At 71.7% G+C, this 25,516-nt stretch carries 21 protein-coding genes; 10 read left to right on the top strand and 11 right to left on the bottom strand.

The features are described 5' to 3' along the window. Positions 1-119 precede the first annotated feature (119 nt). From V1260_RS03800 to V1260_RS03780, 5 genes are read left to right on the top strand one after another with little or no spacing between them, the layout of a single operon-like run. The gene (locus V1260_RS03800) at positions 120-2,042 is read left to right on the top strand and encodes a glycoside hydrolase family 127 protein (RefSeq protein WP_329745458.1); all 1,923 of its coding nucleotides are present in this window, start codon (positions 120-122) and stop codon (positions 2,040-2,042) included. A 59-nt stretch (positions 2,043-2,101) separates the two neighbouring features. Further along, positions 2,102-3,730, top strand: a complete 1,629-nt coding sequence (locus V1260_RS03795) for an extracellular solute-binding protein (protein ID WP_329745457.1) — start codon at positions 2,102-2,104, stop codon at positions 3,728-3,730. 31 nt (positions 3,731-3,761) lie between these two features. After that, the gene (locus V1260_RS03790; protein WP_329745456.1) at positions 3,762-4,754 is read left to right on the top strand and encodes an ABC transporter permease; all 993 of its coding nucleotides are present in this window, start codon (positions 3,762-3,764) and stop codon (positions 4,752-4,754) included. A gap of 10 nt (positions 4,755-4,764) precedes the next feature. Further along, on the top strand, positions 4,765-5,709 hold the full coding sequence (locus tag V1260_RS03785) for a carbohydrate ABC transporter permease (RefSeq protein WP_329745455.1): 945 nt from the start codon (positions 4,765-4,767) through the stop codon (positions 5,707-5,709). Continuing rightward, a complete protein-coding gene (locus V1260_RS03780; protein ID WP_329745454.1) occupies positions 5,706-6,404 on the top strand; it encodes a YesL family protein in 699 nt (232 codons plus the stop codon). The genes V1260_RS03785 and V1260_RS03780 overlap by 4 nt, the downstream gene beginning before the upstream one ends. Positions 6,405-6,424: 20 nt before the next feature. Here V1260_RS03780 and V1260_RS03775 read toward each other — a convergent pair whose 3' ends face one another. Continuing rightward, entirely contained in the window at positions 6,425-7,090 is a 666-nt protein-coding gene (locus V1260_RS03775; RefSeq protein ID WP_329745453.1) for a hypothetical protein, read from the bottom strand. A gap of 113 nt (positions 7,091-7,203) precedes the next feature. On the opposite strand from V1260_RS03775, the gene V1260_RS03770 reads away from it, so the two are divergent. Continuing rightward, positions 7,204-8,856 carry an ATP-binding domain-containing protein gene (locus V1260_RS03770; protein WP_329745452.1) on the top strand — a complete coding sequence of 551 codons (1,653 nt, stop codon included), beginning with the start codon at positions 7,204-7,206 and terminating at the stop codon, positions 8,854-8,856. Positions 8,857-8,860: 4 nt separating this feature from the next. Here V1260_RS03770 and V1260_RS03765 read toward each other — a convergent pair whose 3' ends face one another. The 4 genes from V1260_RS03765 to V1260_RS03750 are packed head-to-tail and all read right to left on the bottom strand — an operon-like array spanning position 8,861 to position 12,999. Further along, positions 8,861-10,036 (bottom strand): AI-2E family transporter, encoded by a 1,176-nt coding sequence (locus tag V1260_RS03765; RefSeq protein WP_329745451.1) that lies wholly within the window; start codon positions 10,034-10,036, stop codon positions 8,861-8,863. Between the two features lie 28 nt (positions 10,037-10,064). Beyond that, the gene (locus V1260_RS03760; RefSeq protein ID WP_329745450.1) at positions 10,065-10,967 is read right to left on the bottom strand and encodes an endo alpha-1,4 polygalactosaminidase; all 903 of its coding nucleotides are present in this window, start codon (positions 10,965-10,967) and stop codon (positions 10,065-10,067) included. Positions 10,968-10,999: 32 nt separating this feature from the next. Next, on the bottom strand, positions 11,000-12,007 hold the full coding sequence (locus V1260_RS03755) for a Gfo/Idh/MocA family protein (protein WP_329745449.1): 1,008 nt from the start codon (positions 12,005-12,007) through the stop codon (positions 11,000-11,002). Positions 12,008-12,039: 32 nt separating this feature from the next. Beyond that, on the bottom strand, positions 12,040-12,999 hold the full coding sequence (locus V1260_RS03750; RefSeq protein ID WP_329745448.1) for a Gfo/Idh/MocA family protein: 960 nt from the start codon (positions 12,997-12,999) through the stop codon (positions 12,040-12,042). A 175-nt stretch (positions 13,000-13,174) separates the two neighbouring features. Between V1260_RS03750 and V1260_RS03745 the strand changes: the two genes are divergently transcribed. Then, a complete protein-coding gene (locus V1260_RS03745) occupies positions 13,175-14,488 on the top strand; it encodes an ROK family transcriptional regulator (protein WP_329745447.1) in 1,314 nt (437 codons plus the stop codon). A gap of 55 nt (positions 14,489-14,543) precedes the next feature. On the opposite strand, the gene V1260_RS03740 is transcribed toward V1260_RS03745, so the two are convergent. Continuing rightward, positions 14,544-15,545, bottom strand: coding sequence for a LacI family DNA-binding transcriptional regulator (locus V1260_RS03740; protein WP_329745446.1), 1,002 nt, complete (start codon positions 15,543-15,545; stop codon positions 14,544-14,546). Positions 15,546-15,658: 113 nt separating this feature from the next. Between V1260_RS03740 and V1260_RS03735 the strand changes: the two genes are divergently transcribed. After that, the gene (locus V1260_RS03735; protein ID WP_329745445.1) at positions 15,659-17,566 is read left to right on the top strand and encodes a glycoside hydrolase family 127 protein; all 1,908 of its coding nucleotides are present in this window, start codon (positions 15,659-15,661) and stop codon (positions 17,564-17,566) included. A gap of 19 nt (positions 17,567-17,585) precedes the next feature. On the opposite strand, the gene nirD is transcribed toward V1260_RS03735, so the two are convergent. The 3 genes from nirD to V1260_RS03720 are packed head-to-tail and all read right to left on the bottom strand — an operon-like array spanning position 17,586 to position 21,429. Continuing rightward, complete coding sequence (gene nirD, locus V1260_RS03730) at positions 17,586-18,002, bottom strand: nitrite reductase small subunit NirD (RefSeq protein ID WP_329745444.1); 417 nt, start codon at positions 18,000-18,002, stop codon at positions 17,586-17,588. Next, complete coding sequence (gene nirB / locus V1260_RS03725) at positions 18,002-20,560, bottom strand: nitrite reductase large subunit NirB (protein WP_329745443.1); 2,559 nt, start codon at positions 20,558-20,560, stop codon at positions 18,002-18,004. Before nirB ends, nirD begins: the two co-directional genes overlap by 1 nt. After that, positions 20,557-21,429, bottom strand: a complete 873-nt coding sequence (locus V1260_RS03720) for a formate/nitrite transporter family protein (RefSeq protein WP_329745483.1) — start codon at positions 21,427-21,429, stop codon at positions 20,557-20,559. Before V1260_RS03720 ends, nirB begins: the two co-directional genes overlap by 4 nt. A gap of 180 nt (positions 21,430-21,609) precedes the next feature. Here V1260_RS03720 and V1260_RS03715 point away from each other — a divergent pair, with 180 nt between their 5' ends. Together V1260_RS03715 and recQ are read left to right on the top strand one after the other, a co-directional pair. Beyond that, positions 21,610-21,999 (top strand): hypothetical protein, encoded by a 390-nt coding sequence (locus V1260_RS03715; RefSeq protein WP_329745442.1) that lies wholly within the window; start codon positions 21,610-21,612, stop codon positions 21,997-21,999. Positions 22,000-22,035: 36 nt separating this feature from the next. After that, positions 22,036-23,868 (top strand): DNA helicase RecQ, encoded by a 1,833-nt coding sequence (gene recQ / locus V1260_RS03710; RefSeq protein WP_329745441.1) that lies wholly within the window; start codon positions 22,036-22,038, stop codon positions 23,866-23,868. Positions 23,869-23,872: 4 nt separating this feature from the next. Here recQ and V1260_RS03705 read toward each other — a convergent pair whose 3' ends face one another. Both V1260_RS03705 and V1260_RS03700 read right to left on the bottom strand, forming a co-directional pair. Then, positions 23,873-25,135, bottom strand: a complete 1,263-nt coding sequence (locus V1260_RS03705) for an RNA polymerase sigma factor (RefSeq protein ID WP_329745440.1) — start codon at positions 25,133-25,135, stop codon at positions 23,873-23,875. Continuing rightward, positions 25,132-25,503: a YciI family protein gene (locus tag V1260_RS03700; RefSeq protein WP_329745439.1), complete on the bottom strand. Its 372-nt coding sequence runs from the start codon at positions 25,501-25,503 to the stop codon at positions 25,132-25,134. Before V1260_RS03700 ends, V1260_RS03705 begins: the two co-directional genes overlap by 4 nt. Positions 25,504-25,516 lie beyond the last annotated feature (13 nt).

Here is a 25,516-nt window from a genome sequence, read left to right as displayed (position 1 = left end):
CCGTGCGCTCGGGGTCACGCTTCGGTCACGCCGACTCTGCAACGTTGTGTCCGGCCTTGACAACGCTTAATCACGCACCGCAGGATGACGCCCATCACACGACATCTCAGGAGTCATCGATGACCTCTCGGCGTCCCCGGATCGCCCCCGCCCTCCCCCGCTCCTCCCGGGAGCAGGGTCTGATACCGCTCGATCTCCGCGCGGTGCGGCTCTCCCCCGAATCACGTCTGGGCGCCTGGCAGCAGCTCAACGCCGAAGCCACGATCCCCCACTGCATCGCCCAGCTCGAGGCCTCCGGCGTGATCGACAACTTCCGTCGCGTGGTCGGGGAGTCCGGGGCCGATCATCGAGGGTTCGTCTTCGCCGACTCCGACCTCTACAAGGTGATCGAGGCGGTGGCCTGGGAGATCGCCCGCTCAGGGACGTCGGAGCACGAGGCGTGGCTCGACGAGATGATCGCGCTCGTAAAGCGGGTCCAGGACTCCACCGGCTACCTCCACACCTGGATCCAAGGAGTCCACCCCGAGAAGCGCTTCGCCGAGCTCCACTGGACCCACGAGATGTACGTCCTCGGCCATCTGCTCCAGGCAGCGATCGCCCTGGACCGTGCGACCGGGCGTGCCGACCTGCTGGAGATCGCCGTGCGCTTCGTCGATCTGGTCGAGCGCCGCTTCGGCCCCGGGCGCGAGGACGGGATCCCCGGCCATCCCGAGATCGAGACCGCCCTGGTCGAGCTCCACCGCCACACCGGCGAACAGCGATTCCTGGTCCTCGCCCAGCATCTCGTCGATCAGCGCGGACGGGACATCCTGCCCGGCGGGCACCTCGGGACCCACTACTTCCAGGATCATCGGCCCGTCCGCGAGGCTGTCGATCCGACCGGGCACGCCGTCCGGCAGCTCTACCTCAACGCCGGGGTCACCGACCTCTACCTCGAGACCGGCGAGACAGCCCTCCTCGAAGTCCAGCGTGAGCAGTGGGATCGCGCCCACGAGCGCAAGATGTACCTGTCGGGCGCCTTCGGCTCCCGACATCGGGACGAGTCCTTCGGCAACGACTACGAGCTGCCCTCTGATCGCGCCTACGCGGAGACCTGCGCGACCATCGCGGACCTCCAGTGGACCTGGCGCATGATGCTCGCCGGCGACGACCCCCGCTACGCGGACGTCATCGAGCGCGAGATCCACAACGCTCTGGCCGCGTCGGTCGACGTCACCGGTACCCGCTTCTTCTACTCCAACCCGATGCAGCGCCGCCCGGACCGCTTCGACGAGGAGAACGCTCCGGCCGAGCGCCAGCCCTGGTACGCCTGCGCCTGCTGCCCGCCGAACATCGCGCGCGTGATCGCGCAGCTGGGGAGCTACGTCGCGGGAGTCCGCCGCAGCGGCGATGTCGCGACCCTGGAGATCCTGCAGTGGACCTCCGCCGAGATCGACCTCCCCGAGGAGATCGGGCAGGGCACGCTGCGGCTCGAGACCGGGTATCCCACGACCGGGGAGATCCGACTGCACCTCGCGTCCGCCTCCGGCCGGCCGGAGGCGGGGATCTCCCTGCGCCTTCCCGGCTGGGTGCGCACCGGGCAGGTGGTCCTGGCCGACGGCACCGCCCGGGCGATCACCGCCGCAGAGCTCACCGAGGGGCGGCTCCGCCTGGGCCTCGACGAGGTGGACGGCACCCGCCTCACCCTCGACATGCCCCCGCGGTGGACGTCCGCCCATCCGCGAGTGGACGCCCTGCGCGGATGCGTGGCCCTCGAGCGGGGCCCCATCGTCTATTGCCTCGAGCAGGTCGACGTCCCGGACGGAGTCGCGCTCGACGACGTACGGGTCCGGACCTCGACGGTGCCGCGGGACCCGCGCGCCGAAGACCGGGCGATCCCGCTGCTCGTGGAGCACGCGCCCCCCGCTCCCACCCTCTATTCCTCCGCGGAGGAGACTGACGCTTCCCCGAAGGCTCCCCTAGAGATCACGGCCGTCCCCTTCGCCACCTGGGGGAACCGTGGCCCCGGAGCCATGCGCATCTGGCTCCCCCTCGCTGACTGACCCGAAACCGCTCCACCTCCCCGCGGCACCCGCCGCACCTCACCCCGCAGGAGACAACGATGTCGAAAACCACCCGCCCCTCTTCTCCCCTCACCCCGCGTCGCCGCACCGTGCTCGGCGGCCTCGCCACCTCCGTCGCGCTCACCGGCGCTCTCACCGCCTGCGGAGGGCGTAACGCCAGCAGCAAAGAGGGCGAGCTGCGCATCCTCGTGCTGAAGCACTCGCTGACCAAGCCCATGGCGGACATGGCCTGGACCGCCGCCCTCGAGGAGGCCGCCGGCATCCCGATCGTGTGGGAGGAGGTCTCGGCCGACTGGGACCAGAAGAAGTCGACGATGCTGGCCGCCGGAGACATCCCCGACCTGATCGTCGGCACCAACGCGATCAACGACACCGACCTGGCCACCTACGGGACCCTCTTCGATGATCTGACCGACGACCTCGCGTCACTGCCGAACGTGGAGGCCATGTTCGAGGCGAAACCCGAGCTGAGGGCCCTCGCCACCCGACCCGACGGGGAGATCTACGCCGTGCCCGGGTACAAGCGCTTCTGGCCGCCGACGGTGCAGCACCAGTACATCAACCGGCAGTGGCTCGATACCCTCGGCCTCGAGATGCCGACCACCTGGGACGAGCTCTTCGACGTCCTCATCGCGTTCCGCGACGGGGACCCGACCGGGACCGGAGCGGCCGTGATCCCGATGGACTGGAGCCCCGTCGGCACCGGGGGCTTCGGGTACTTCCAGTCAATCCTCCTGCTCGGCAGTACCGGCCTGCCGCTCGCCGGTGGCGGAGGCCAGGGCTACTTCCTGCAGGACGGGACGGTCGGCAACTTCCTGACCGACGAGCGCTACCGCGAGGTCGTCTCCTTCCTCGCCCGCTGCAACGCCGAAGGTCTCATCTCCGGCGATGTCATGACCCAGGACTACTCGACCTATCAGTCGGTCGCCCGCGGGCCGGGCGACGGCGTCGCGACGGTCGGCTTCACCTGGGGCTGGACTCGGTCCGACCGCTTCGGTCCGGAGATCTACGAGCAGTACGAGGCGATGGGCGTGCTCCAGGTGACCGCCGGCCAGACCGAGCCCGTCACCTGGAGCTTCGACCAGAACGGCGAGAACTTCCCGGCCAACCAGGTGCTGCTCTCAGCGACCTCGAAGAACAAGGAGGCGGCGCTCCAGGCCATCAACGCCTTCTACGAGCAGGACATGTCGATCCAGGTCCTCTTCGGCGACATCGGCCCCAACATCGAGAAGACCGGCGACAACTCTTACCGCGTCCTGCCGGCTGCCGACGGCACCGACCCCTCGACGTGGAAGTGGACCTCCTCGCTCGCCGACAACGGCCCGATGTGGATCCGCGATGACATCGAGGTCGAGCTGCCCACCGACCTCCAGGAAGCCAATGACGAGGCGGTCCCGCTGCAGCCCGCCATCGACAACATGGACCTCGAGAAGGACGTCTACCCGGGCATGTTCATCAAGATGAGCACCGAGGACCTCAACGCGATGACCCTCGTGAACACGACGCTCATGAACTCCACCATGACGAGGTTCGCCGAGTGGGTCACCAACGGCGGGATCGACGAGCAGTGGGATGCGTACGTGGCGGAGGTCGAGGAGACGGGCGTGGCCGAGAACATCGCGACCATGCAGCGCTACTACGACGAGTACATGGCTTCGAAGTCCTGAACCGCCGACCTCGCATCGGAAGGAGTCACCCATGAGCACCGAGGTCGCCGCCCCCGGGCGACGCGCCCCGTCGGGCCCACCGCCAGCACCGCAGGAGGCCCGCCCGCACCGCCGGATGGCGGCCCGGGCTCGACATCACCTGAGCCGCTACTGGCAGCTGTGGGTGATGCTCGCCCCGGCCATCGCCTTCGTCGCCGTCTTCGCCTACGTCCCGATGTACGGGATCCAGCTCGCGTTCCGCGAGTTCGACTTCGCCTCGGGGCTCACCGGCGGGGAATGGGTGGGGCTGAAGTACTTCATCCAGTTCTTCGAGAGCCCGCTCTTCTGGGAGCTGATGCGCAACACGGTCGTCATCAGCCTGTCGACCCTGGTGTTCGGCTTCTTCTCCCCGATCTTGCTGGCCCTCGTGGTCAATCAGATCCTCCGCAGCCGGCTGAAGCGGTTCGTCCAGACCGTCACCTATCTTCCGCACTTCATCTCGATCGTCGTGATCGTGGGAATGCTGCAGGTGTTCCTCTCGCCCAGCACCGGGCTGATCACCCGGTTCCTGGCCTTCTTCGGCCTCGAGGACGTGAACTTCCTGGGGAGCACCTCGGCCTTCGTGCCGGTGTATGTCATCTCGGACATCTGGCAGCACACGGGCTGGAACAGCATCATCTATCTGGCGGCGCTCGCGGGGGTGAACACCCAGCTCTACGAGGCAGCTCGGATCGACGGCGCCACACGGTTCCAGATCATCCGCCACGTCGACATCCCAGCCCTGGTGCCGACGATGATCATCCTGCTGATCCTGAACATGGGCGGGGTGCTGAACACCGGGTTCGAGAAGGTGTTCCTGATGCAGAACACGCTCAACCTGCCGGTCTCCGAGGTCATCGCGACCTACACCTACAAGATCGGCATCCTCTCGAGCCAGTTCAGCTATTCCACGGCCATCGGCCTCTTCAACACCATCATCAACTTCGGATTCCTCGTCCTGGCGAACCAGATCGCCAAGCGGGCCTCCGACACGAGCCTGTGGTGAGGAGAACCCGATGAGCACCACCTCCACCGCCCCCAGCGCGTCCCGCCCCGCAGCGAACCGGCGCCGCACAAGGATCGGCTCTGGCGATCTGCCCTTCGTCGTCACGATCGTCGTCATCTGCGGCGCCGTGCTGTTCGCGACCCTGTACCCGATCTATTTCGTGATGATCGCGTCCATCAGCGATCCCACCGCCGTGGCGACCGGCAATGTCGTCTTCTTCCCCCGGAACATCAGCTTCTTCGGGTATCAGCAGATCTTCGAGGACTCGCGGATCTGGACGGGATATCGCAACACGCTGATCTACAGCGTCGTCGGAACCCTGCTCAATCTCGTCGTCACATTGCCGGCGGCCTATGCGCTCTCCCGCCGGGAGTTCCGACCGCGGCGTCCGCTGATGCTCTTCTTCGCCTTCACGATGTTCTTCAGCGGCGGGCTGATCCCGACTTACCTGCTGTACCGGGATCTCGGGCTACTCGACAATTGGCTCGTCTTCATCCTGCCGTCGGCCCTGAACGTCTACAACCTCATCATCGCCCGCGCGTTCTTCGAGAACTCCCTGCCGGAGGAGCTGTTCGAGGCCGCGATGATCGACGGCGTCGACTACTTCCGCTTCTTCGCGACGATCGCTCTGCCGCTTTCGAAGGCGCTGATCTCCGTGATCGGCCTGTACTACCTCGTCCAGCACTGGAACGACTTCTTCACGGGACTGATATTCGTGCGCGACTACGACAAGCAACCGCTGCAGATCGTGCTGCGCGACATCCTCCTCTCGAACCAGGCGTTCTCCGGAGGGGCCGGCGGCGCGGGCGGATCGGGAGGCGCTTACGGCCAGCGCTATGCGGACCAGATCAAGTACGGCGTGATCATCGTGTCGACCCTGCCGGTGATCATCCTCTACCCGTTCCTGCAGCGGTACTTCGAGAAGGGCGTCCTGATCGGCTCGGTGAAGGGATGACTGCCACAACCGCCGCGGGACGACGGGGGCTGATGCCCTCGCTCGTCCGCTGGCACGTGGGCCTCGGGGAACTCGGGCTGCGACTCTTCCTTCTGCACCTGCTGTGGATCCTGGGCGTCCTCGCCGGCGGCGCGGTCCTGGGCCTGTTCCCCGCCACCGCCGCCGTCCACTCCGTCCTCCGTGCTGACCTGGTCGACGCCGCACGCGAGCGGGACGGATCGGCGCCCCTGCGCCGAGACCGTCTGTGGGCTTCGTTCTGGAGCGCCTGGAGGTCGGAGTTCGGGCGTTCTCAGTGGCTCGGGGCCCTCCTCGTGGCAGGATGGGCGCTCCTCCTGGTCGACCGGCTGGTCGTCCGCGCCGGGATCGGGGAAGTGACGGGGTTCGCGAGCGGGGTCCTCGTCGTCCTGACCGTCCTGTGGGCCCTCGTCTCTGTCGTGGTGTGGCCGCTCTCCGCCCACTTCACCGACCCGCTCCCCAGACTGCTCCGGATGACGATGGTGCTGATGGCCGCGCGGATTCCCCTCACCCTCTCGATCGCCGCCGTGCTCGCGGCGACCCTCTGGCTGTGGGGGACGCTGCCTGGTCTGCTCCCGGTCGTCGGCATCCTCCCCACCTGCTGGCTCGTCTCATTGCTGTGCTGGAGGTCAGGAGCCCTTCCCGCCCCTTCCGATCCGGATCGAACCGCACGGAGCTGACTCCCGGCGACGGTCCCCGCTCAGGTGCCCAGCGCCGCGAGGTGCTGCTCGAGCCAGTCGTGGGCGGTGGCCGCGTCGACGCTGAACGGGTTCAGGGCCGCCTCGAGCTGGGCCCTGGTGAGCGGATAGCGGGAGCACTCCCCCGGGTCCAGCTCGGTGGGCTCGAGCGGCCAGCGCTGCGCCCACAGCTCCGCGAACAACTCGGCATGGGGCCGCAGCGCCGCGTAGGCGCGCAGCATCTCGCCCGCGACGGCGTCGAGGCAGCTCTCGACGTCGCTCGGGTCCAGGCCCCACGGCACGGTGTCCGGGGCGGAGTCGTCGTGGTCGGTGGCCTGCTCGAGCAGCTGCGCCATGGTCTGCAGTCCGTGCTCGCCCATCCACGCCATCACTTCGGACTCGACCAGCCCGTGGGGGCCGCCGACGAGCTCGGGCGGCTCGGGCCCGTCGGGATTCCCGTCGACGACCTGCTGGAAGAGGGCGGAGAAGCTCGCGAGCGCCGCGAGCCGGATCCGCGCATCCGCGGCGGCCACGCCCCGGGCGGGGAGCTCCTCGGGCACCGCGCCGACCACGGCGAGGGTGCGCCAGGCGTGGACGAGCCAGCGCGCGTCCCCGCCGTCCACCCAGAAGTGGGCGTACTCATGCGCCAGGGTCTCGAGGGCGGAGGACGGCGAGGCGTCGGTGCTCATGTCCCCTGTCTACCGTGCGGGTCCGACGGATGAGCGATGCCCCGCCGCGGGGCCTGCCCAGCGGTTAGCCTGAGCTGGGCGTCCACCCCGCCCCGCCGACCCCAGGGAGCGCCATGCCGATCCTGCTGCCCGAGAACCCCGAGTTCGCCTCCGCCGCCGAGCGCGCCGTGTGGAGGGAGCTTGTCGATCAGCTCCCGCCGAGCGCCGCGATCCTCACCGGGCAGCGCATCACGGGCGGCGGCGTCGAGGTCGAGGCCGATCTGGTGGTGCTGTGGCCGGGCGTGGGCCTCGCCGTGATCGAGGTCAAGGGCGGAACGGTCTCGGTCGTCGACGGCGAGTGGCGCCAGGCGGACCGCAACGGCAGCCATCTCCTGCCCATCGCCCCGCTGGACCAGGCCCAGCGGGCGAAGCACGCGATCCTGCACTATCTGAAGGGCGCCACCTCGCGGCCCGTCGGCCGAGCGGTGCACCTCGCCGTGCTGCCCTACACGGAGCTGCCGTCGGGCTGGAAGGTCCCGGAGGCGCCGCGGAGCCTGATCATCGACGGGACCGATCTGCCGCGGATCGCCGAGCGGATCGTCGCCGCGCTCAACACGGAGGCCCGCCAGGGACCCGGTCCTCTCGACGAGCTCCAGCGCGACGTGCTCGTGAAGCGGCTGCGCACCACCCAGCACGCGATCCGCAACCAGCAGCTGCTGGCGGACGCCCTCGAGGACGAGTCCAACGAGCTCACCCGCGAGCAGGAGCGCGCGATCTCGCTGCTCCGCTTCCAGCACCGCGCCCAGATCGTCGGCGGAGCAGGCTCGGGCAAGACCCACCTCGCGATGATCAAAGCCCGGACCCTCGCCCGGGAGGGCTTCCGCACCGCCCTGCTCTGCTACTCGCGGGGCCTCGCCCGGCACTTCGAGCTGCAGGCCTCGACCTGGCCTGCCGAGGAGCGACCGGCCTATGTGGGGCTCTTCCACGACCTGCCGGTGCGCTGGGGCGCCGAGGACTTCGAGGCCTTCGACGGACCCCCGACCGTGTACTACGAGGAACATCTCCCGGCCCGCCTCGCCGAGGTCGCCGACGCGCAGTCCGAGGACGAGCTGTTCGACGCGATCGTCGTCGACGAGGCGCAGGACTTCTCCGACACCTGGTGGGACGCGCTGCTGCCCTGCCTGCGGGATCCCGAGACGGGCGTGCTCTTCGTCTTCACCGACGAGCACCAGACGGTCTTCGACCGCGAGGGCCGCGCGCCGATCACCCTGAACCCCTTCCCGCTCGACGAGAACCTCCGCAACACCCGGGCGATCGCACGCTCCTTCGCCCCGCTCACCGCCCTCGAGCAGCGCCCCCGCCTCGACGAGGGGCTCCCGGTGCGCTTCATCCCCTCGACCGCCGAGGAGGCGGTCTCGGCGGCCGACGACCTCGTCGAGGAACTCCTCGACGAGGGCTGGGCGCCCGGGGACATCGCCCTGATCACCACGCTGCATCGCCATCCCGAGCAGGTCGCGCGGATCGAAGCGGGCGGCCACGACGTCTACTGGGACGAGTTCTTCGCGGGCGATGACGTCTTCTACGGCCACGTGCTGAACATCAAGGGCCTCGAGCGGCGGGTCGTGATCCTCGCCGTCAACGGCTTCCGCACCGACGAGCGGGCCGCGCAGCTGCTCTACGTGGGGCTCTCCCGAGCCCGCTCGCTGCTGGTGGTCGTCGCCGATCCCGGGGACATCTGGGACGCGGGCGGGCCGGAGGTCTGGGAACAGCTCGGCGGAACCTCCTGAGCGGTCACTCCCCTGCCTCGGGTGCCCCAGTCGCCGCGGACGGCGGGTCCCCGCCGGCCGACGCGCCGCCTGCGCGCGCAGCGCCCTCGACGCGCTCCTGCGGCGACTCGAGCGCGGCGCGCGGGGAGTCGGCGACGAAGGCGTTCAGCCAGCGCGCCTCGTCGTCGGCGTCCACCAGGAGCTCCTTGACCAGCAGGGTCATCGGCACCGAGAGCAGCGCACCGGCCGCCCCGAGGACCCAGGACCAGAAGAGCACCGAGAGGAAGGAGATGCTCGGAGCGAGTCCCACGGCGCGGCCGGTGACGCGCGGCTGCACGAGTCCCTGGAGCACCATCGCCACCACAACGCACACGGCGATGACGGCGATCGCGGTCCACGGCCCCTGGTCGAGCAGCGCCATCAGCGTGGGCGGCACCATGGCGATCACGAAGCCGATGTTGGGGATGTAGTTGCAGACGAACAGCAGCACCGCCCAGACGGCCGGCAGCGGCACCCCCAGCGCCCACAGCGCGAGCCCGTCGATCACTGCGACCACCGCACCGAAGACGGTGGTCACGAGCCAGTAGGTGCGCACCGAGAGCGCGAAATCGGCCAGGGCGTGCGCGATCCGCGGCTGCAGCCGCTCGATGACCGCCATGCGCTCGGGCAGGCCCGTCGCGTCGAGGCCGAAGAAGATGATCGTCGCGACCGCGGCGGCGACGAGGCCACCCACCGCGCTGACCGAGCTCAGCGCCTGGTTCAGCAGGCCGAACAGGCTCGCGAAGCTGAACTGCGAGAGCCAGGCGCTGATTTGTTCCTGGCTCACCCCGACCTCGGCGAGGGCCTCGAGGCTGCGCTGCAGCAGCTCGTTGAACGAGGCGGAGTACTCGGGCAGCTCGAGGACCAGGGTGCGGATCGACCAGACGATCGCGAGGAAGAACACTCCGAGGGCTAGCAGCACCGCGACCATGGCGGCGAGGGACCCCAGGAGCCGCGGCGCTCCCGCCCGCTGGATCAGATCGCTCAGCGGCTGCGCGGCGATCATCAGGTTCAGGGCGAGGAAGACCGGGACGACGAGTCCGGCGAGCTCCCGCATCCCCGCGAGCACCAGCCAGATCGCGGCGAGGGAGAGCAGCAGCACGAGACCGCGCGGGAACCCGCGAGAGAAACCGGGGTCGCGCGCGGGGACGGGAGAGCTCATGCGGGCATCGTAGGGCGAGCGGTCCCGCTCAGCACTGCTCGCGGAGATGACCGGGCTCCCCGGCGGGCACCAGGTCCCGGTCGCGCAGCACCGTCAGCGGAGCGCGGTCGGCGTCGGCGCAGACCGCGGCGAAGGTGACCCCTTGCGCGGCGAGGGAGTCCGGGTACTCGATCTGGACGAATGCCTCCCCGTACACCTCCCGGTAGGCGGCGCACTCGTCGTAGGCGCCGCACTCCTCGACCACCGCCAGGTCGAAGCCCAGCTCCGTGCGCGCGGCAGGGGCGAGCTCCGCCGCGTTCTTCTGCGCGACCTCGAGGCCGGCGGCGTGGGCCCGGTCCACGTAGTCCCCCGCGAGGGCGAGCACCCCGGCGGGATCGAGCTGGTCGAAGCGCTCGGCCACGTCGAGGTTGTCGAGCTCGACGGCGTCGAAGCCGGTCTCTGCGCAGGCGTCGATCTCGGGGCCGATCAGGGCGAGGATCCCCTCGCGCCGAACGGCCGTCGACGGATCGAGCACGAGCTCGTCGGGCCAGTCGGGATCGACGACCGCCGCGCCGTCCGCAGCGTGCAGCAGCAGCTCGGGATGGGCCATCCAGACCTCGGCCTCGTCGGGCTGGGTCTGGAAGCCGTTCACGTAGCAGATCGAGTAGGCGCCCGGCAGCGGCCCGTCGGCCGGATCGCGAACCACGACGGCGAACTCCCCGTCGGAGACCCCGCCGAGCTGGTAGTCGAAGGCTCCGCTGCGCGGGAGCCCGCTCGACGCGGGCCGATCGACACCCGTCCCGGCTCCGCTCGTGCCCCCGTCGTCCCCGCTCCCGCACCCCGTGAGCAGCGCGACCGCGAGCAGGAGCACACACGCCGACGCCCCCGTCGACGCAGGGCGTCGCGGGGGCGTCGGGACGATGCGCGGGGCGGGCTCCGCTGCGAGGCTCATGCCCCGAGGGTAGGCCCGTCCCGCGGGTTCCCTCACACGCTGAGGACGTCCGCCGCCTTGCCGGTGCGGGCGGACTCGTAGGCGGCCAGGATGATGCCCAGCACGGCGATGCCCTCCTCCTCGGTGTTCAGCGGACGGCGACCGGTTTCGAGGCAGGTCACGAAGTCGTCGATCTCGGCGGCGAAGGTGTCGACCGGCTCATGCGCGTAGACCTGCTCGTCCTCGCCGCGCAGCTTGACGCGGAGGGTCGAGCCGTCGGAGCTGAGCGAGCCCTTGTTGCCGACTACGGAGAAGCGGTCGGTGCCGGGGGCGGCGTCGTAGGCCCAGGAGGTGACGAGCTGGCCGACCGAGCCGTTGTCGAAGCGGACCAGCACCTGGGCGGAGTCCTCGCCCTCCATGAAGTCCAGGCGGTGGGTGGACATCATCGCGAACACCTGCGAGGGGCGGCCTCCGGAGAGGTGCATCAGCAGGTAGGTGGGGTGGTAACCGGTGTCGATGTACTCGCCACCGCCGGAGGTCTTCGAGTGTCCGCGCCAGCCCATCGACTCGGGGTCGAAGTCGTTGTAGAACGAGTCGGTGGTGCGCACCTCGTAGACGTCGCCGAGGGCACCGGAGTCGATGACCTCCTTCGCCTTCGCGACGGCGGGCATGAACAGCTGGTTGTGGGCGCACATGAGGGTGACGCCCGCCTTCTGCACGGCGTCGCGGACGGCGGCGGCCTCCTCCGCGGTGAGGCACAGCGGCTTCTCGCAGAGGATGTGCTTGCCGGCCTCGGCGGCGGCGACGATCGCGTCCTTGTGCAGGTGGTGCGGGAGGCAGATGTCGACGGCGTCGACGTTCGGGTCCTGCACCAGCTCGCGGAAGTCGGCGTAGCCGGTCGCACCGGTCTCGGCGACGCGCTTCTCGACGGTCTCGGGGACCGCGTCGGCGATCGCGGTGACCTTCACCCGGTCGGGGATGGTGGCGTAGCCCTTGAGGTGGGCGCCTGCGATGCCGCCGCCGCCGATGAGGCCGATGCGGACGGGGAGCTGGACGGTCATGGGGGATCCTCCTGGATCGGGGTGGGTCGGGGTCAGCGGTCGGCCGCGTCGTTGGCGGCGACCGTGAGGGCGGTGAGCGCGCGGGCGCGGCGCTGGTTCTCGGCCGTGGGGGTGCCGGTGCGGATGGCCGTCACCCACTGGACGAAGGGCGGATCGATGTCCGCCGGGACCTCCACGTCCCGCCAGCCCTCGGCGGTGCCGAGGCGCATGCGCCCCTCGTCGAAGCCGTACAGCAGCGAGCCGTCGGTGCCGTGGACCTCGATGGTGAAGGGGCTGGACGGGGTGACGAAGCCGGTCTCAATGACGCCGATGGCACCGTCGGGGGTGGTGACGGTGACGGCGGCGTTGTCCTCGACGCCGCGACCGGTCATGTCGGTGTAGGCGGCGCGGACGCTCGCGACCTCCTCGCCCAGGATCAGCTGGGTGAGGTAGACCGGGTGGGCGGCGAGATCGGAGAAGGCGCCGCCGATGGCCTCGGCCGGGTCGTAGAAGCGGGCGGGCAGCCAGTCGGCGGTGGAGCCGTTGTGGGCCAGGCGCACCCGCGAGTAGGTGATGCGGCCGAGGGTCCCGGCCTCGAGCACCTCGCGCAGGGCGACGGTGTACCCGTGGGAGAGGCGCGGCAGCGAGACGGTCAACTGCACGCCGTTCTCGGTCGCGGCGGCGAGCAGGCGATCGCAGCCCTCGACGGTGGGCGAGAGCAGCTTCTCAGTGAAGACGTGCTTGCCGGCGGCGAGGGTGCGGCCGAGCACGTCGTCGTGGTCGGTGGTCGCGGTGGTGCAGGTGACGCCGTCGAGGTCCTCGCGGGCCAGGAGGGCCTCGAGGTCGGCGGTGAACTCGACGCCGAGGGTGTCGGCGAGGGCCTGCCCGCGCTCGGCGTCGTCGTCCCACACCGCGACGAGCTCGGTGTCGGGGTGGTCGAGCGCGGCGCGGCCGTACTCCTCGGCGTGGACGTGCCACGCGCTGAGCACGGCGATGCGCAGGGGCTGGGTCATGATGGGGGACTCCCGGAACTCAGAATCTAGGGTCGGACCAGGCATGATGCACCGGTCCTCGGGTTGTGACGTAGACTACTCACACTGTTGGACTAAATGCAACGGACGCTCCCGCCCCGCCTCCCGGGTGTGTGGGAGCATCACGGCATCCACCGGGCGGAGCAGGAGGTCCCACATGGCGCAGGGCGCATCGATGGCGGATCTCGGCGCGCGCAACGAGCTGGTCGTGCTCGAGGCGATCCGCGGCGCCCGGGAAGGCAGCTCGCAGTCCGAGGTGATGCGGCGCTCGGGACTCTCCCGTCAGGCCGTCTCCCTCATCACCCGGCGCCTGCTCGAGCGCGGCCTGATCGAGACGGCGGGCACCCGCGGCGTGGGTCGCGGCAAGCCCCGCACCGTGCTGCGCATGGTCCCGAGCGCCCTGCTCGCCGCGGGGGTGCACCTGGACCCGGCCGGGATCTCCGTCGTGATCGTGGACCTGGAGGCGCAGGTGGTCGCCGAGCGCACCCTGCCGCCGCCCGGGGACGACCCGTCGGGCGACATCCGCCGCATCGCCGCTGGTCTCGAGTCGCTGCTGGAGGATCTGCGCCGCCACGGCTGGAGCACGGCCGACGGGAGGGACGCCGCCGAAGCCCTGCTGGGCATCGGCGTCGCCTCGCCGGGCGCGCTGGACGCCGTCGCCGGCGTGGTCCTGAACCCGCCCTGGCTGCCGGGCTGGCGGAACGTGCCCCTCGTGGCCGAGCTCTCGGCGGCGACCGGCCGCTCGGTGGTCCTCGACAAGGACACCACCGCCGCCCTGACCGCGGAGCTCTGGGCGGGCGGTCGGCGCGCCGGGGACGCGGCGGTGCCCGATCGGCCGACGGGCGAGGACACCACGCTGTACGTCTACGTCGGCGCGGGCATCGGATCCGCCGTCGCCGCGCGCGGGCGGGTGCACGCCGGATCGACCACCCAAGCCGGCGAGATCGGCCACCTCCCCACAGGTCTGCCCGGGGAACTGTGCCAGTGCGGTCGCCTGGCCTGCCTCTCCACCTTCACAGACGTCGCCGGGATGCTGTCCCGAGCGGGCGACGCCGGGCCGGCCGAACAGAACGACCGCACCGGCTCCCCCGGCCCCGGAACGCCTTCCGACCCCGTCGGCCCCTCCACGACCTCCGCGCGCCTCGCAGCCCTCGCCCACCGCGCGACCGGCTCCGCGGGCACGAGGCCGGACACCCTCGCCCGGGAACAGATCGAGGCGCACGGGACGGCGCTTGGTGAGGCCCTGCGCTCGTTGATCTGGGTGCACGACCCGTGCCTGGTGCTGATCGGCGGTCCCTACTGGCGCATCCTCGAGCCGCTCGCCATGCCGCGGGTGCGGGAGCGGGCCCTGCCGGACGCGGGCGTGCCGGAGCGGGTGGTGCTGCGCTCTTCGACCTTCGGCGACGACGCCGCCGCGATCGGTGCCGCGACCCTCTACCTCGAGCACGAGCTCTCCCCCGCCGCGCGCTGAGCGTCCGGCTCCCGGCCGGGCACCCGCCCTCCGCAGGCCCCGCTCTCCGCGGCGCTCAGACGGTCGAGCCCCGCACCTGCAGGCGCGGGGTGACGACGACGCGCGGCTCGAGGATCTCGCGCCCCTCGATGAGGTCGAGCAGCATCTGCCCGGCGCGTCGGCCGAGCTCGCCGAGGCAGAGGTCGACGGTGGTCAGTTGGGGCCGCGCGGCGAGGGCGATCACGTCCCAGTCGTCGATCCCGGTGACCGCGATCTCGCCGGGGACGTGGCGGCCGAGCTCGCGGAGCCGGTCCACGGCGCCACGGGCGATCTGGTCGGAGCCGGCGCAGACCGCGTCGATCTCGGTGCCGGAGGCGAGGGCGAGGTCGATGGCGCGTCTGCCCCACTCCTCGCTCCACTCGCCGTAGTGCACGGGTCCGGCGAGACGCTCCCCCGCCGCCTGCTCGACCGCCCGCGCCCGTAGCTGGGCGGAACGGTGGTGGGCGGGGCCGGTGAGGTGCAGGATCCGCGTCCGCCCCAGGGCGAGGAGGTGGCGCACGGCGAGCGCGGCGGCCTCCTCCTCGTCGCTGAGCACGGCGTGGCCCGTGGGGTCCGTGGACGGGGAGAAAGCATGGACGACGGGGATGTCCACGTCGAGCGGCTCGCGGGGGTCGGTGCTGCGCCCGGTGACCAGCAGCCCGTCGACATGGCGCGCCCGCAACGAGCGCAGCAGGTGCTGCTCCCGGGCGGGGTCGTCGCGGGTGTCGGCCAGGATCACGGCCATCTGGCCGACGGCGAGGGCGTCCTCGGCCCCGCGCAGGATCGGCAGCAGGAAGCGGCCGAAGCTGTCGGTGGTCACGAAGCCGACGGTGTAGGTGCGGCCGGAGACGAGGCCGCGGGCGCGCGCATCGGCGACGAAGCCGAGCCGGCGGGCGGTCTCCTGCACGTGGCGCCGGGTCTCCTCGCGCAGGCTGCCGGTGCCGTTGAGCGCCTTCGAGACGGTCCCCACGGAAACTCCTGCGGCGCGGGCGACGTCGGCGATCCGCACAGCCTGGGAGGTGGGGCGCGTCGATGACATGGGAGGACTCTACGCGAGACCCTTGCGGCGGCGTGTCCCGCGGAGAATACTGACCACCATCAGGCAAACGTTTTCTTTGCACGCCGCCGACCATCCGCCTCGAAGGAGAGCCCATGACCCCGCGGAACACCGCCGTCGCCCTCGCTCCGCCCGTCTCCCCCGTCGCACCGACCTCCCTGCGTCCCCTCGCCCCGGGTGCCGGTCGCATCACCGGCGGCTTCTGGGCGCTGCGCCAGGAGCGCAACCGCCGGGATGCGCTCCGCGCGGGTCACCGTCAGCTCGAGGAGTCCGGGACGCTCGACAACTTCCGGATCGCGGCGGGCGCGGCGACCGGCGAGGCGCGCGGCATGATCTTCCAGGACTCCGATGCGTACAAGTGGCTCGAGGCCGTCGGATATGAGCTCGGCCGCGGCGAGGATGCCGAGCTGCGCGGGCTGCTCGAGGAGGTGACGGCGATCGTCGCCGCCGCTCAGCAGGAGGACGGCTATCTGAACGCGGTGCACCAGCTGCGCCACTCCCCCGAGGAGCGCTATTCGAACCTCGCCTGGAACCACGAGCTGTACTGCTACGGGCATCTGTTCCAGGCGGCGGTCGCGGTGTCCCGCTCCGCGGGCGAGGACTCCCTGCTCGAGGTCTCGCTTCGGATCCTCGACCATCTCGGCGAGGTCTTCGCCCCGGGAGCGCACCAGGGCGTGCCCGGGCACCCGGAGATCGAGATGGCGCTCGTGGAGCTGTTCCGGCTCACCGGCCGCCGCGACGCGCTCGATCTCGCCCGGCACCTGACCGATGCCCGCGGCCGCAACGCGAACGCGATCTCGAATCCGGGCTACTTCTCGGACCGGGTGCCGGTGCGGGAGACGGAGACGGTCGAGGGGCATGCGGTGCGCGCCCTCTATCTCGCCGCGGGCGCCACGGACCTCGCGATCGAGGACGGCGACGCCGACCTTCTCGAGCACCTGCGGTCCCTGTTCACCACGGCCCTGCACACCAAGGCGTACGTGACCGGCGGGATGGGCTCGCGCTGGGACTGGGAGGCCTTCGGCGATCCCTTCGAGCTGTCCACCGACCGCGGCTACGCGGAGACCTGCGCGGGGATCGCCGCCGTGCAGTGGGCCTGGCGCCTGCTGCTGGCGACCGGTGATCCCGTCTACGCCGACGCGATCGAGCGCTTCCTGTTCAACGCCGTGCTGCCGGGCGTGTCACTGGCCGGCACCGAGTTCTTCTACGTCAACTCCCTTCAGCTGCGCGACGGGGCGATCGCCGACGAGGGCCGGTCCATCGTCCACGGCCGCCGCGGCTGGTTCGACTGCGCCTGCTGCCCGCCGAACGTGATGCGCACGCTCTCGGCCCTCGACCAGTACCTGGCCACCGCGGACGAGGCCGGGCTGCAGCTGCACCAGTACGCGAGCGGCACCTGGGCCGGCGGCGGTCTCGAGATCGCGGTCGAGACCGAGTACCCGCATCGCGGGCGCGTGCGGATCCTGGTGCTCGCGGCGCCGGAGGAGCCGCGCACCCTCTCGCTGCGGGTGCCCGCGTGGGCGGAGGGCGCCACGGTCACCACGGCCGAGGGCGAGCGCGAGGCCCGGCCGGGGACGCTCCCCCTGCAGCGGGTCTTCGTCCCGGGCGAGAAGATCGTGCTGGACCTGCCGATGACCGCGCGCTTCGTGCGCGCCCCGCATCGTGCGGACGCCTCCCGCGGAGCGGTGGCCCTCGAGCGCGGGCCCCTGGTCTACGCCCTCGAGCAGGCCGATCAGCAGGGCACCGAGCGGGTCGACGACGCGCTCGTGGATCCCGCCGCACCGGTCGCCGAGCAGGTGCTCGAGGACCTCGACGGGGTGGTCGCCCTCGATCTCCCGGGAGCGGCCGCGGCCGCGCCTGAGGACGGCGTCTCCTATCTGCCCTGGGATGCCCCGTCGGCCGCTCCGACTCCGCACGCCTGGCGCGCGATCCCCTACTACGCGTGGGCGAACCGGGAGATCGGGCCGATGCGGGTGTGGCTGCCGGTCGCGCCGCGGGGGTGAGCTGGAAGGGCTCCCCCGCTCACCACGTCCCGCCGTGCAGCACGTACACCTCATGGCCGCGCACCAGGAGCGGCCAGAGGTGCAGCGAGGCGGGCTCCTTGCCCTTGGTGTCCAGGCAGTGGCCGGTGCGGAGGTCGAAGACCTGCTTGAACATGGGCGAGGCGACGGTCGGCACCTCGCCCCGGGAGCCGACGATCCCGCGGGACATGACCTGCGCCCCCGAGTAGGGATCGCGGTTGTCGGTCGCGACGATCGTGCCGTCGGCGAGGCGGAAGAGGGCCAGCTGGTCCTCGCCGAGGAGCACCGCGCTGCCGCGTTCGACGTCGAGGTCCGCGAGCGTGCAGACCCGCAGCCAGCGCGCGGCGGAGGCGAGGGGCTCCGCGGTCGTCGCGGTGCGGTCGGTCGCGGACGTGGTGTCGGTCTGCGGGGCGGTCATCAGCGCACCTCCAGGGTGGTTCCGGCGATCAGGACGTGGCCCTCGCGGCGCTCCTCGGGGCTCGCGGGCCGCCGCTGCCCGCGCTCGGGGACGTAGGCGAGCGAGGGGTCGGGGGTGCTCGGGGCGTTGACGAAGGAGCGGAAGCGGCGCAGCTTCGCGGGGTCGGCGAGGGTCGCGGCCCATTCGTCGCGATAGTCCTCGACGTGCGCCGCCATGGCCGCGTCGAGGTCCGCGCAGATCCCCAGGGAGTCCTCGAGGATCACCTCCCGCAGCCCGTCGATGCCGCCCTCCAGCTCCATCACCCAGGGGGCGGTGCGCTGCAGCTTGTCCGCGGTGCGGATGTAGTACATGAAGAACCGGTCGATGGCGCGGATGAGGGCCTCGTCGTCCAGCCCCTCGGCGAGCAGGTCGGCGTGGCGCGGGGTCGCCCCGCCGTTCCCGCCGACGTACATGTTCCAGCCCTGCGCCGTCGCGATCACGCCGACGTCCTTCCCCCGCGCCTCCGCGCACTCGCGGGCGCATCCGGAGACGCCCACCTTGAGCTTGTGCGGGGAGCGCAGCCCGCGGTAACGCAGCTCCAGCTGGACCGCCATGCCCACCGAGTCGAGGACCCCGTAACGGCACCAGGTCGAGCCCACGCAGGACTTCACGGCGCGCAGCGCCTTCCCGTAGGCCTGACCGGACTCGAAGCCGGCGTCGATCAGGCGGCTCCAGATCTCGGGCAGCTGCTCGAGGCGGGCGCCGAACATGTCGATCCTCTGGGCGCCGGTGATCTTGGTGTACAGCCCGAAGTCCTCGGCGATGCGGCCCACGGCCACGAGCCCGGCGGGGGTGACCTCGCCGGCGGGCATGCGCGGCACCACCGAATAGGTGCCGTCCTTCTGCATGTTCGCCATGACGTGGTCGTTGGTGTCCTGCAGGGAGGCGTTCTCACCGTCGAGGACGTGATTGCGCACGAGCACGGCGAGGATGCTCGCGACCACGGGCTTGCACACGTCGCAGCCGCGGCCGGTGCCGAAGCGCTCGAGCACCCCGGAGAAGGTGGTGAGCTCGGCGACGCGCACCGCGTCGAAGAGCTGGCGGCGGGACATGTCGAAGTGCTCGCAGAGCGCGCTGGAGACGGTGTGCCCGAGCTTCGTGAGCTCGGCGGAGACCAGGCCCTTGACCATCACCACGCAGGAGCCGCAGGTGGCGCCGGCGCGGGTGCAGGCGGTGACCGCCGCCGCGTCGGTGCAGCCGCCCTCGCGCACGGCGTGGCGGACGGTGCCGGCGGTGACCCCGGCGCAGGAGCAGACCACCGCCTCGTCGGGCAGCTCGGCGCGCGGCGCGGCCCCGGCCCCCTCGGGCAGCAGGTACGCCGCGGGATCCGCACCGAGGGGGCCGCCGACGAGGGGACGCAGCGCCCCGTAGGCCGAGGCGTCGCCGACGAGCATGCCGCCGAGGAGGGTGCGCGCGTCGTCGGAGAGGACGAGCTTGGTGTGGACCCCGCGCACCGGATCGGCGTAGACCACGTCGAGGGCGCCGGGGGCGGTCGCGAAGGCGTCGCCGAAGCTCGCCACCTCGACCCCGGACAGCTTGAGCTTCGCGGAGAGGTCGAAGCCCTCGAAGCACGCGCTGCCGCCGAGCAGCCGGTCCACGGCGACCTCGGCCATCGCATAGCCGGGGGCGACGAGGCCCACGCACAGCCCGCCGAAGGCGGCGACCTCGCCGATCGCGAGGATCGCGGGGTCGCTCGTGCGGCAGCCCGCGTCGATCGCGACGCCGCCGCGGGGGCCGACGGCGAGTCCCGCCGCGCGGGCGAGCTCGTCGCGGGGACGGACGCCGACGGTGTGGACGACGAGATCGCAGTCCACCTCGCGCCCGTCCTCGAGCTCGAGGACGAACATCCCGTCGTCGGCCCCGGTGCGGATGCGGCGGGTGCGGGCGGAGGTGAGCACGGCGAGGCCGCGCTTCTCGATCAGCCGCTGCAGGGCGGTGCCCGCCGGGAGGTCCAGCTGGGCGGACATCAGGCGGTCCCCGGACTGCAGCACGGTCGCCTCGGCGCCGAGCTGCTGCAGGGCGCCCGCGGCCTCGAGGCCCAGCAGGCCGCCGCCGATCACGGCGCCCCGCACGGGCCGGTCGAGGCGGGCGGCGAGCTGCTCCACCTCCACCCGCAGCGCCTCGACGTCGTCGAGGGTGCGGTAGACGAACCGGCCGGGTCCCTCAGCGCCCTCGATCGGCGGGCGAGAGGCGGTGGAGCCGGTGGCGAGGACGAGCTCGTCGTAGGGATGCTCCGCGCCGGAGGCGGTGCGGACGGTCCGGGCGTCCCGGTCGATCGCGACCGCACGGTCGCCCGGGACCACCGTGGCGCGGGGGTCCTCGAACGGGGCGCGGTCGAGGGTGAGGGCTTCCGCGTCGGCGCCGTGGAAGTAGGAGGTCAGACCCACCCGGTCGTAGGGTGCGCGACCCTCGTCCCCGAGGAGGGTGAGCGTGAGCGGCTCCGCGCTGCGGGAGAGCAGGCTCTCGGCGAAGCGGTGGGCGACCATGCCGGCGCCCACGACGACGACGCGGCGGCTCATCGGGCGGTCCCCGCGGCGAGCGCCGGGGTGGGGATCGCGCCGGCGCGCGGGGCCTCCGGGGTGGGGGCCGAGCTGTTCGTGCGGGCGCGGTGGGCGAAGTACAGCGGCAGTCCCACGAAGGTCAGGCCGCCGACGAGGTTGCCGACCACGGTCGGGATCTCATTCCAGATCAGGTAGTCCATGAGGGTGAAGTCCGCGCCGAGCAGCAGGCCCGAGGGGAACAGGAACATGTTCACGATCGAGTGCTCGAAGCCCATGTAGAAGAAGAGCATGACGGGCATCCACATGGCGACGATCTTGCCGAGCAGGTTGTCGGTCAGGAAGGCGGCGACGACGCCGGTGGAGACCATCCAGTTGCACAGCACTCCGCGGACGAACAGGGTGAGCATCCCGGCGGCACCGTGGTCCGCGTACCCGACGGTGCGGCCGTGGCCGATCTCGCCGATCGCCTGGCCGACGGCGCTGGGCTCGCTCGAGAAGCCGTAGGTGAAGTAGATGGCCATGAGCACCGCGACGGCCACCGCCCCGATCAGGTTGCCGAGGAACACCAGTCCCCAGTTGCGCAGCATCGACGAGAGCGTGACGCCCGGGCGGCGGGCGATCCATGCCAGGGGTACGAGGGTGAACACCCCGGTGAGCAGGTCGAAGCCCATGAGGTAGAGCATGATGAAGCCGACCGGGAAGAGCAGCGCGCCGAGCAGCGGCTGACCGGTCTGGGTGGACACGGTGACGGCGAAGGCGGCGGCGAGCGCCAGGATCGCCCCGCCCATCACGGCCCGCAGCAGGGTGGTGCCGGTCGAGTACCCGACCTTGGCGGCGCCGGCTGCGGTGAGTCGGTCGACCAGCTGGGTCGGGGTGACCGCGGTCATCATGGGCTCTGCATTCATGGCGGCTCCTGGGAGTGGGGTGTCGGGGACCACAGAGTGCGCGACTGTCACCTCGACGAGAAGTCTGCGGGGGTCCCGTGACCTTCCCGTGACCCGGCGTCCCACGGCCCGGCCTCGCCGATCGCCCTTCTCCTCCCGGGGGTCCTGGCCTACCCTGACCTCATGGACGATCTTGCCGCCGGGCGGCAGAGGATGACCCGTGACGAAGCCCTCTCCTGGAACTCCCGCTGGTCGGTCGGCGACGTCCGCCTGATCGGGGAGCATCTCGATCGCACCGGGGCGGAGCAGTTCTACCGCACCCCCTCCAACGGCTCGGTCACCGCGCTGGATGCGGCCGGCCGCTCGGTGATGCACCTGTACCCGGGGTACATCACCTTCGCCAAGGACCACGCTCCCGCGGAGCTCGCCGAGGCCCCGTGGACGACGGGCCTCGAGCTCTCCTGCTTCCAGCGGCGCGGCGAGGCGGCCGCGGAGGCGGACCGTCCGCTCGCCGTCTGCCCCAGCTGCTTCCTCGCCCTGCCCGCGACCGGCGTCTGCGACGACTGCGACTGACCGGGAACCCGCTGATCGCCGCTTAGGCTGGCGGGCATGACTGCCGGCCCCGACGCGCTCTCGATCCTCTCCACCGTCTTCGGCTACGACGCCTTCCGCGGCGAGCAGGCGGAGATCATCGAGCAGGTCGCCTCGGGCGGGGACGCCGTGGTGCTGATGCCCACCGGCGGCGGCAAGTCGCTGTGCTACCAGATCCCCTCGCTGCTGCGCGAGGGCACGGGCATCGTCATCTCCCCGCTGATCGCGCTGATGGCGGACCAGGTCGCGGCGCTCGAGGCGGTCGGTCTGCGGGCCGCCTTCCTCAACTCGACGCTCGAGCCGCATGAGGCGCAGGCGGTCGAGCAGCAGCTGCTGGCCGGAGAGCTGGACCTGCTGTACATGGCGCCGGAGCGGCTGGTGCTCCCCCGCACCCAGGATCTGCTGCGCCGGGCCCGCCTGGCCCTGTTCGCGATCGACGAGGCGCACTGCGTGTCGCAGTGGGGGCATGACTTCCGCCCCGACTACCTGGGGCTGTCGGTCCTCGCCGAGGCCTTCCCCGGGGTGCCGCGGATCGCGCTCACCGCGACCGCCACCGAGGCGACGCACCGCGAGATCACCGACCGCCTGGCGATGCAGGACGCCCGGCACTTCGTGGCGAGCTTCGACCGTCCGAACATCCAGTACCGGATCGAGCCGAAGGACCGTGCTCGCGAGCAGCTGCTGCGGCTGATCCGCTCCGAGCATCCCGGGGAGGCGGGTATCGTCTACTGCCTCTCGCGGCGCTCCGTCGAGCAGACCGCCGAGTGGCTCGTCGCCCAGGGCGTGCCCGCCCTGCCCTACCACGCGGGCCTCGACGCGGCGGTCCGGCACGAGCACCAGGAGCGGTTCCTGCGCGAGGAGGGCCTGGTGATGGTCGCGACCATCGCCTTCGGCATGGGGATCGACAAGCCCGACGTCCGCTTCGTCGCGCATCTGGATCTGCCGAAATCCGTCGAGGGCTACTACCAGGAGACGGGCCGGGCCGGTCGCGACGGGCAACCGTCGACCGCGTGGATGGCGTATGGGCTGGGCGACGTGGTCAGCCAGCGCCGTTTCATCGACGACGGCGAGGGCAGCGAGCAGTTCAAGCGCAACGCCCGCGCCCATCTCGACGCGATGCTCGCGCTGTGCGAGACGGTCACCTGCCGCCGCGCCCGCCTGCTGCGCTACTTCGGGCAGGAGCAGACCGAGGAGCGGTGCGGGAACTGCGACACCTGCCTCAGCCCGCCGGAGACCTGGGACGGCACGGTCGCCGCGCAGAAGCTGCTCTCGGCCCTGATCCGCCTGGACCGGGAACGCGATCAGCGCTTCGGCTCGGGACAGGTGATCGACGTGCTGCTGGGCCGCGAGTCGGACCGTTCCCGGCAGTCGCGGCACGACCAGCTGAGCGTCTGGGGCATCGGCACCGAGCTGAGCGAGCGGCAGTGGCGCTCGGCCCTGCGCCAGCTCCTCTCCGCGCGGATCGTCGAGTCCGTCGGCGAGTACGGCGTGCTCGTGCCCGGTCCGGAGGCGGGCCCGGTGCTGCGCGGCGAGCGGACGCTCGAGCTCGCCGTCGACCGGACCCCGGCGAAGGCAGGCAGGTCCCGGAGCGCCCGCACCGGGGGCGGCCCCCGGGCGGCCGACGCGCTCGAGCCCGCCGCGCGGGAGCGCTTCGAGTCGCTGCGCACGTGGCGCACCGAGGTCGCGCGGGAGCGGCAGATCCCGCCGTACATGGTGTTCTCCGACGCGACCCTGGTGGGGATCATCGAGACCGCGCCGACGAGCGTCGACCAGCTCGGCACGGTCAGCGGGGTCGGGGCGAAGAAGCTCGCCGAGTACGGCGAGGGTGTGCTCAAGGCGCTCGCCGGCTGAGCGCTCAGCTGTCGGTCAGGCTGGTCATCAGGTCCTGCAGCAGGTCCTCCTCCACCGCCTCGCCGGGACGGGCGAGCGCCTCCCGATAGGCGCCCGCGGCCTCCTCGTGACGCCCCAGCCGGCGCAGCAGCTCCCCGCGGATCACGTGGATGCGGCGGTGATCGCCGAGCTCGCCGAGGAGCGGATCCAGCTCCTCGAGCCCCGCCCGGGCGCCGCGCGCCTCGGCGAGGGCGACGCCCCGGCCGAGGCGCACGATCGCCGTGGGCCAGTGCGCGAGCAAGGCGTCGTAGAGCGCGACGACCTCCTCCCAGTCGACGTCCTCGTGCCGGTCGGGGACGGCGACGGCGGCGGCGATCGCGCCCTGCAGCAGGTAGGGGCCGCGCCCGCCGGCCGCGAGGGCGTCCAGGACCAGGGCATCGGCCCGCGCGATCAGCGTCCGGTCCCATCGGGAACGGTGCTGGTCGGAGAGGGCGACGGGGCGGCCGCGCTCGTCGTGCCGGGTCGCGGCGCGGGCGCGCAGCAGCAGGGTCTGGGCGAGCAGTCCCGCCGGCTCGGTGCTGCCGGGCAGCAGCTCGGAGAGCACCTCCAGCAGGTGCTGGGCGGCGTCGTGGACCGCGTCGTCGGGGCGGGAGAGCAGCACGGAGGCCGTATCGAGCACGTCGACCGTGCGGGCGGGCAGCTCGGTGGCCTCGGGCACGCGGCAGGGGATGCGGCTGAGGGCGATACGCTTCTTCGCGCGGGTGAGACGGGCGGCCATCGTCGGCGTCGGCACGTGGAAGGCGGCCGCGATCCGCTCCGTGGGGAGCCCGGTGACCAGCCGCAGCGTCAGCGCGATCCGCGACTCGGGGGCGAGCGCCGGATGCGCGGCGAGGAATATCAGGCGCAGCTGCTCGTCGCGGACCACCGGGTCGGCCTCGTCGGCGATCTGCCCGTCGGCGCGGCGGACGGTGCTCTCCGGGTCGGCCTCGGGCGTGCCCTCCTCGGGGTGCTCCGCCTCCCAGATCAGCTGCGGGAGAGCGCGCCGCCCGGTTTCGGCCCGGCGCATCGCGTCCTGGGCGCGGCGGCGTGCGGCGACGGTCAACCAGCCGCCCGGCGCATCGGGCACGCCCTGCTCCGCCCAGGCGGTGACGGCCTGGGCGAAGGCCTCCTGCACCGCGTCCTCGGCGAGGTCGAGGTCGCGGGTGACGGCGGCGGTGGCCGCGAGCACCGGGCCCCAGTGGGTCCGGTGCGCGGCGGCCAGCGCCGCGGCGAGGGACGGATCCCTCACCGCACCACCTCGCCGTGGGTGCCGGGCTCCTCCTCGGCGGCCATCGGCCGCACCTCGACCCCGCCGCCCTGGTGCAGGATCGGGTTGCGGCGCGCCACGGCGAGCGCGGCGTCGAGATCCGGCACCTCGATCACGTAGAAACCGACCACCACCTCGTTGACCTCGACGAAGGGGCCGTCGACGACGGATCCGGCGCGCAGGGAGGTGGTCGCGTCGTGATCGGCGAGCGGGCTGCCGAAGATCATCACGCCCTCCTCGACCAGCTCCTTGCCGTGGGTGTCGTGCTCGGCCATCTGGGCGGCGAGCACCTCCGGGTCGGTCTCCCGCTGATCGGCGAGGTGGTAGAGGAACACGGTGTAGCGGGCCATGGGATCATCTCCT

The organism is Brachybacterium sp. J144 (genome assembly GCF_036321705.1).
In the GTDB taxonomy this organism is placed as follows: domain Bacteria; phylum Actinomycetota; class Actinomycetes; order Actinomycetales; family Dermabacteraceae; genus Brachybacterium.
The sequence above is the reverse complement of the archived record's forward strand: the minus strand, read 5'-3'. Positions and strand labels throughout refer to the sequence as shown.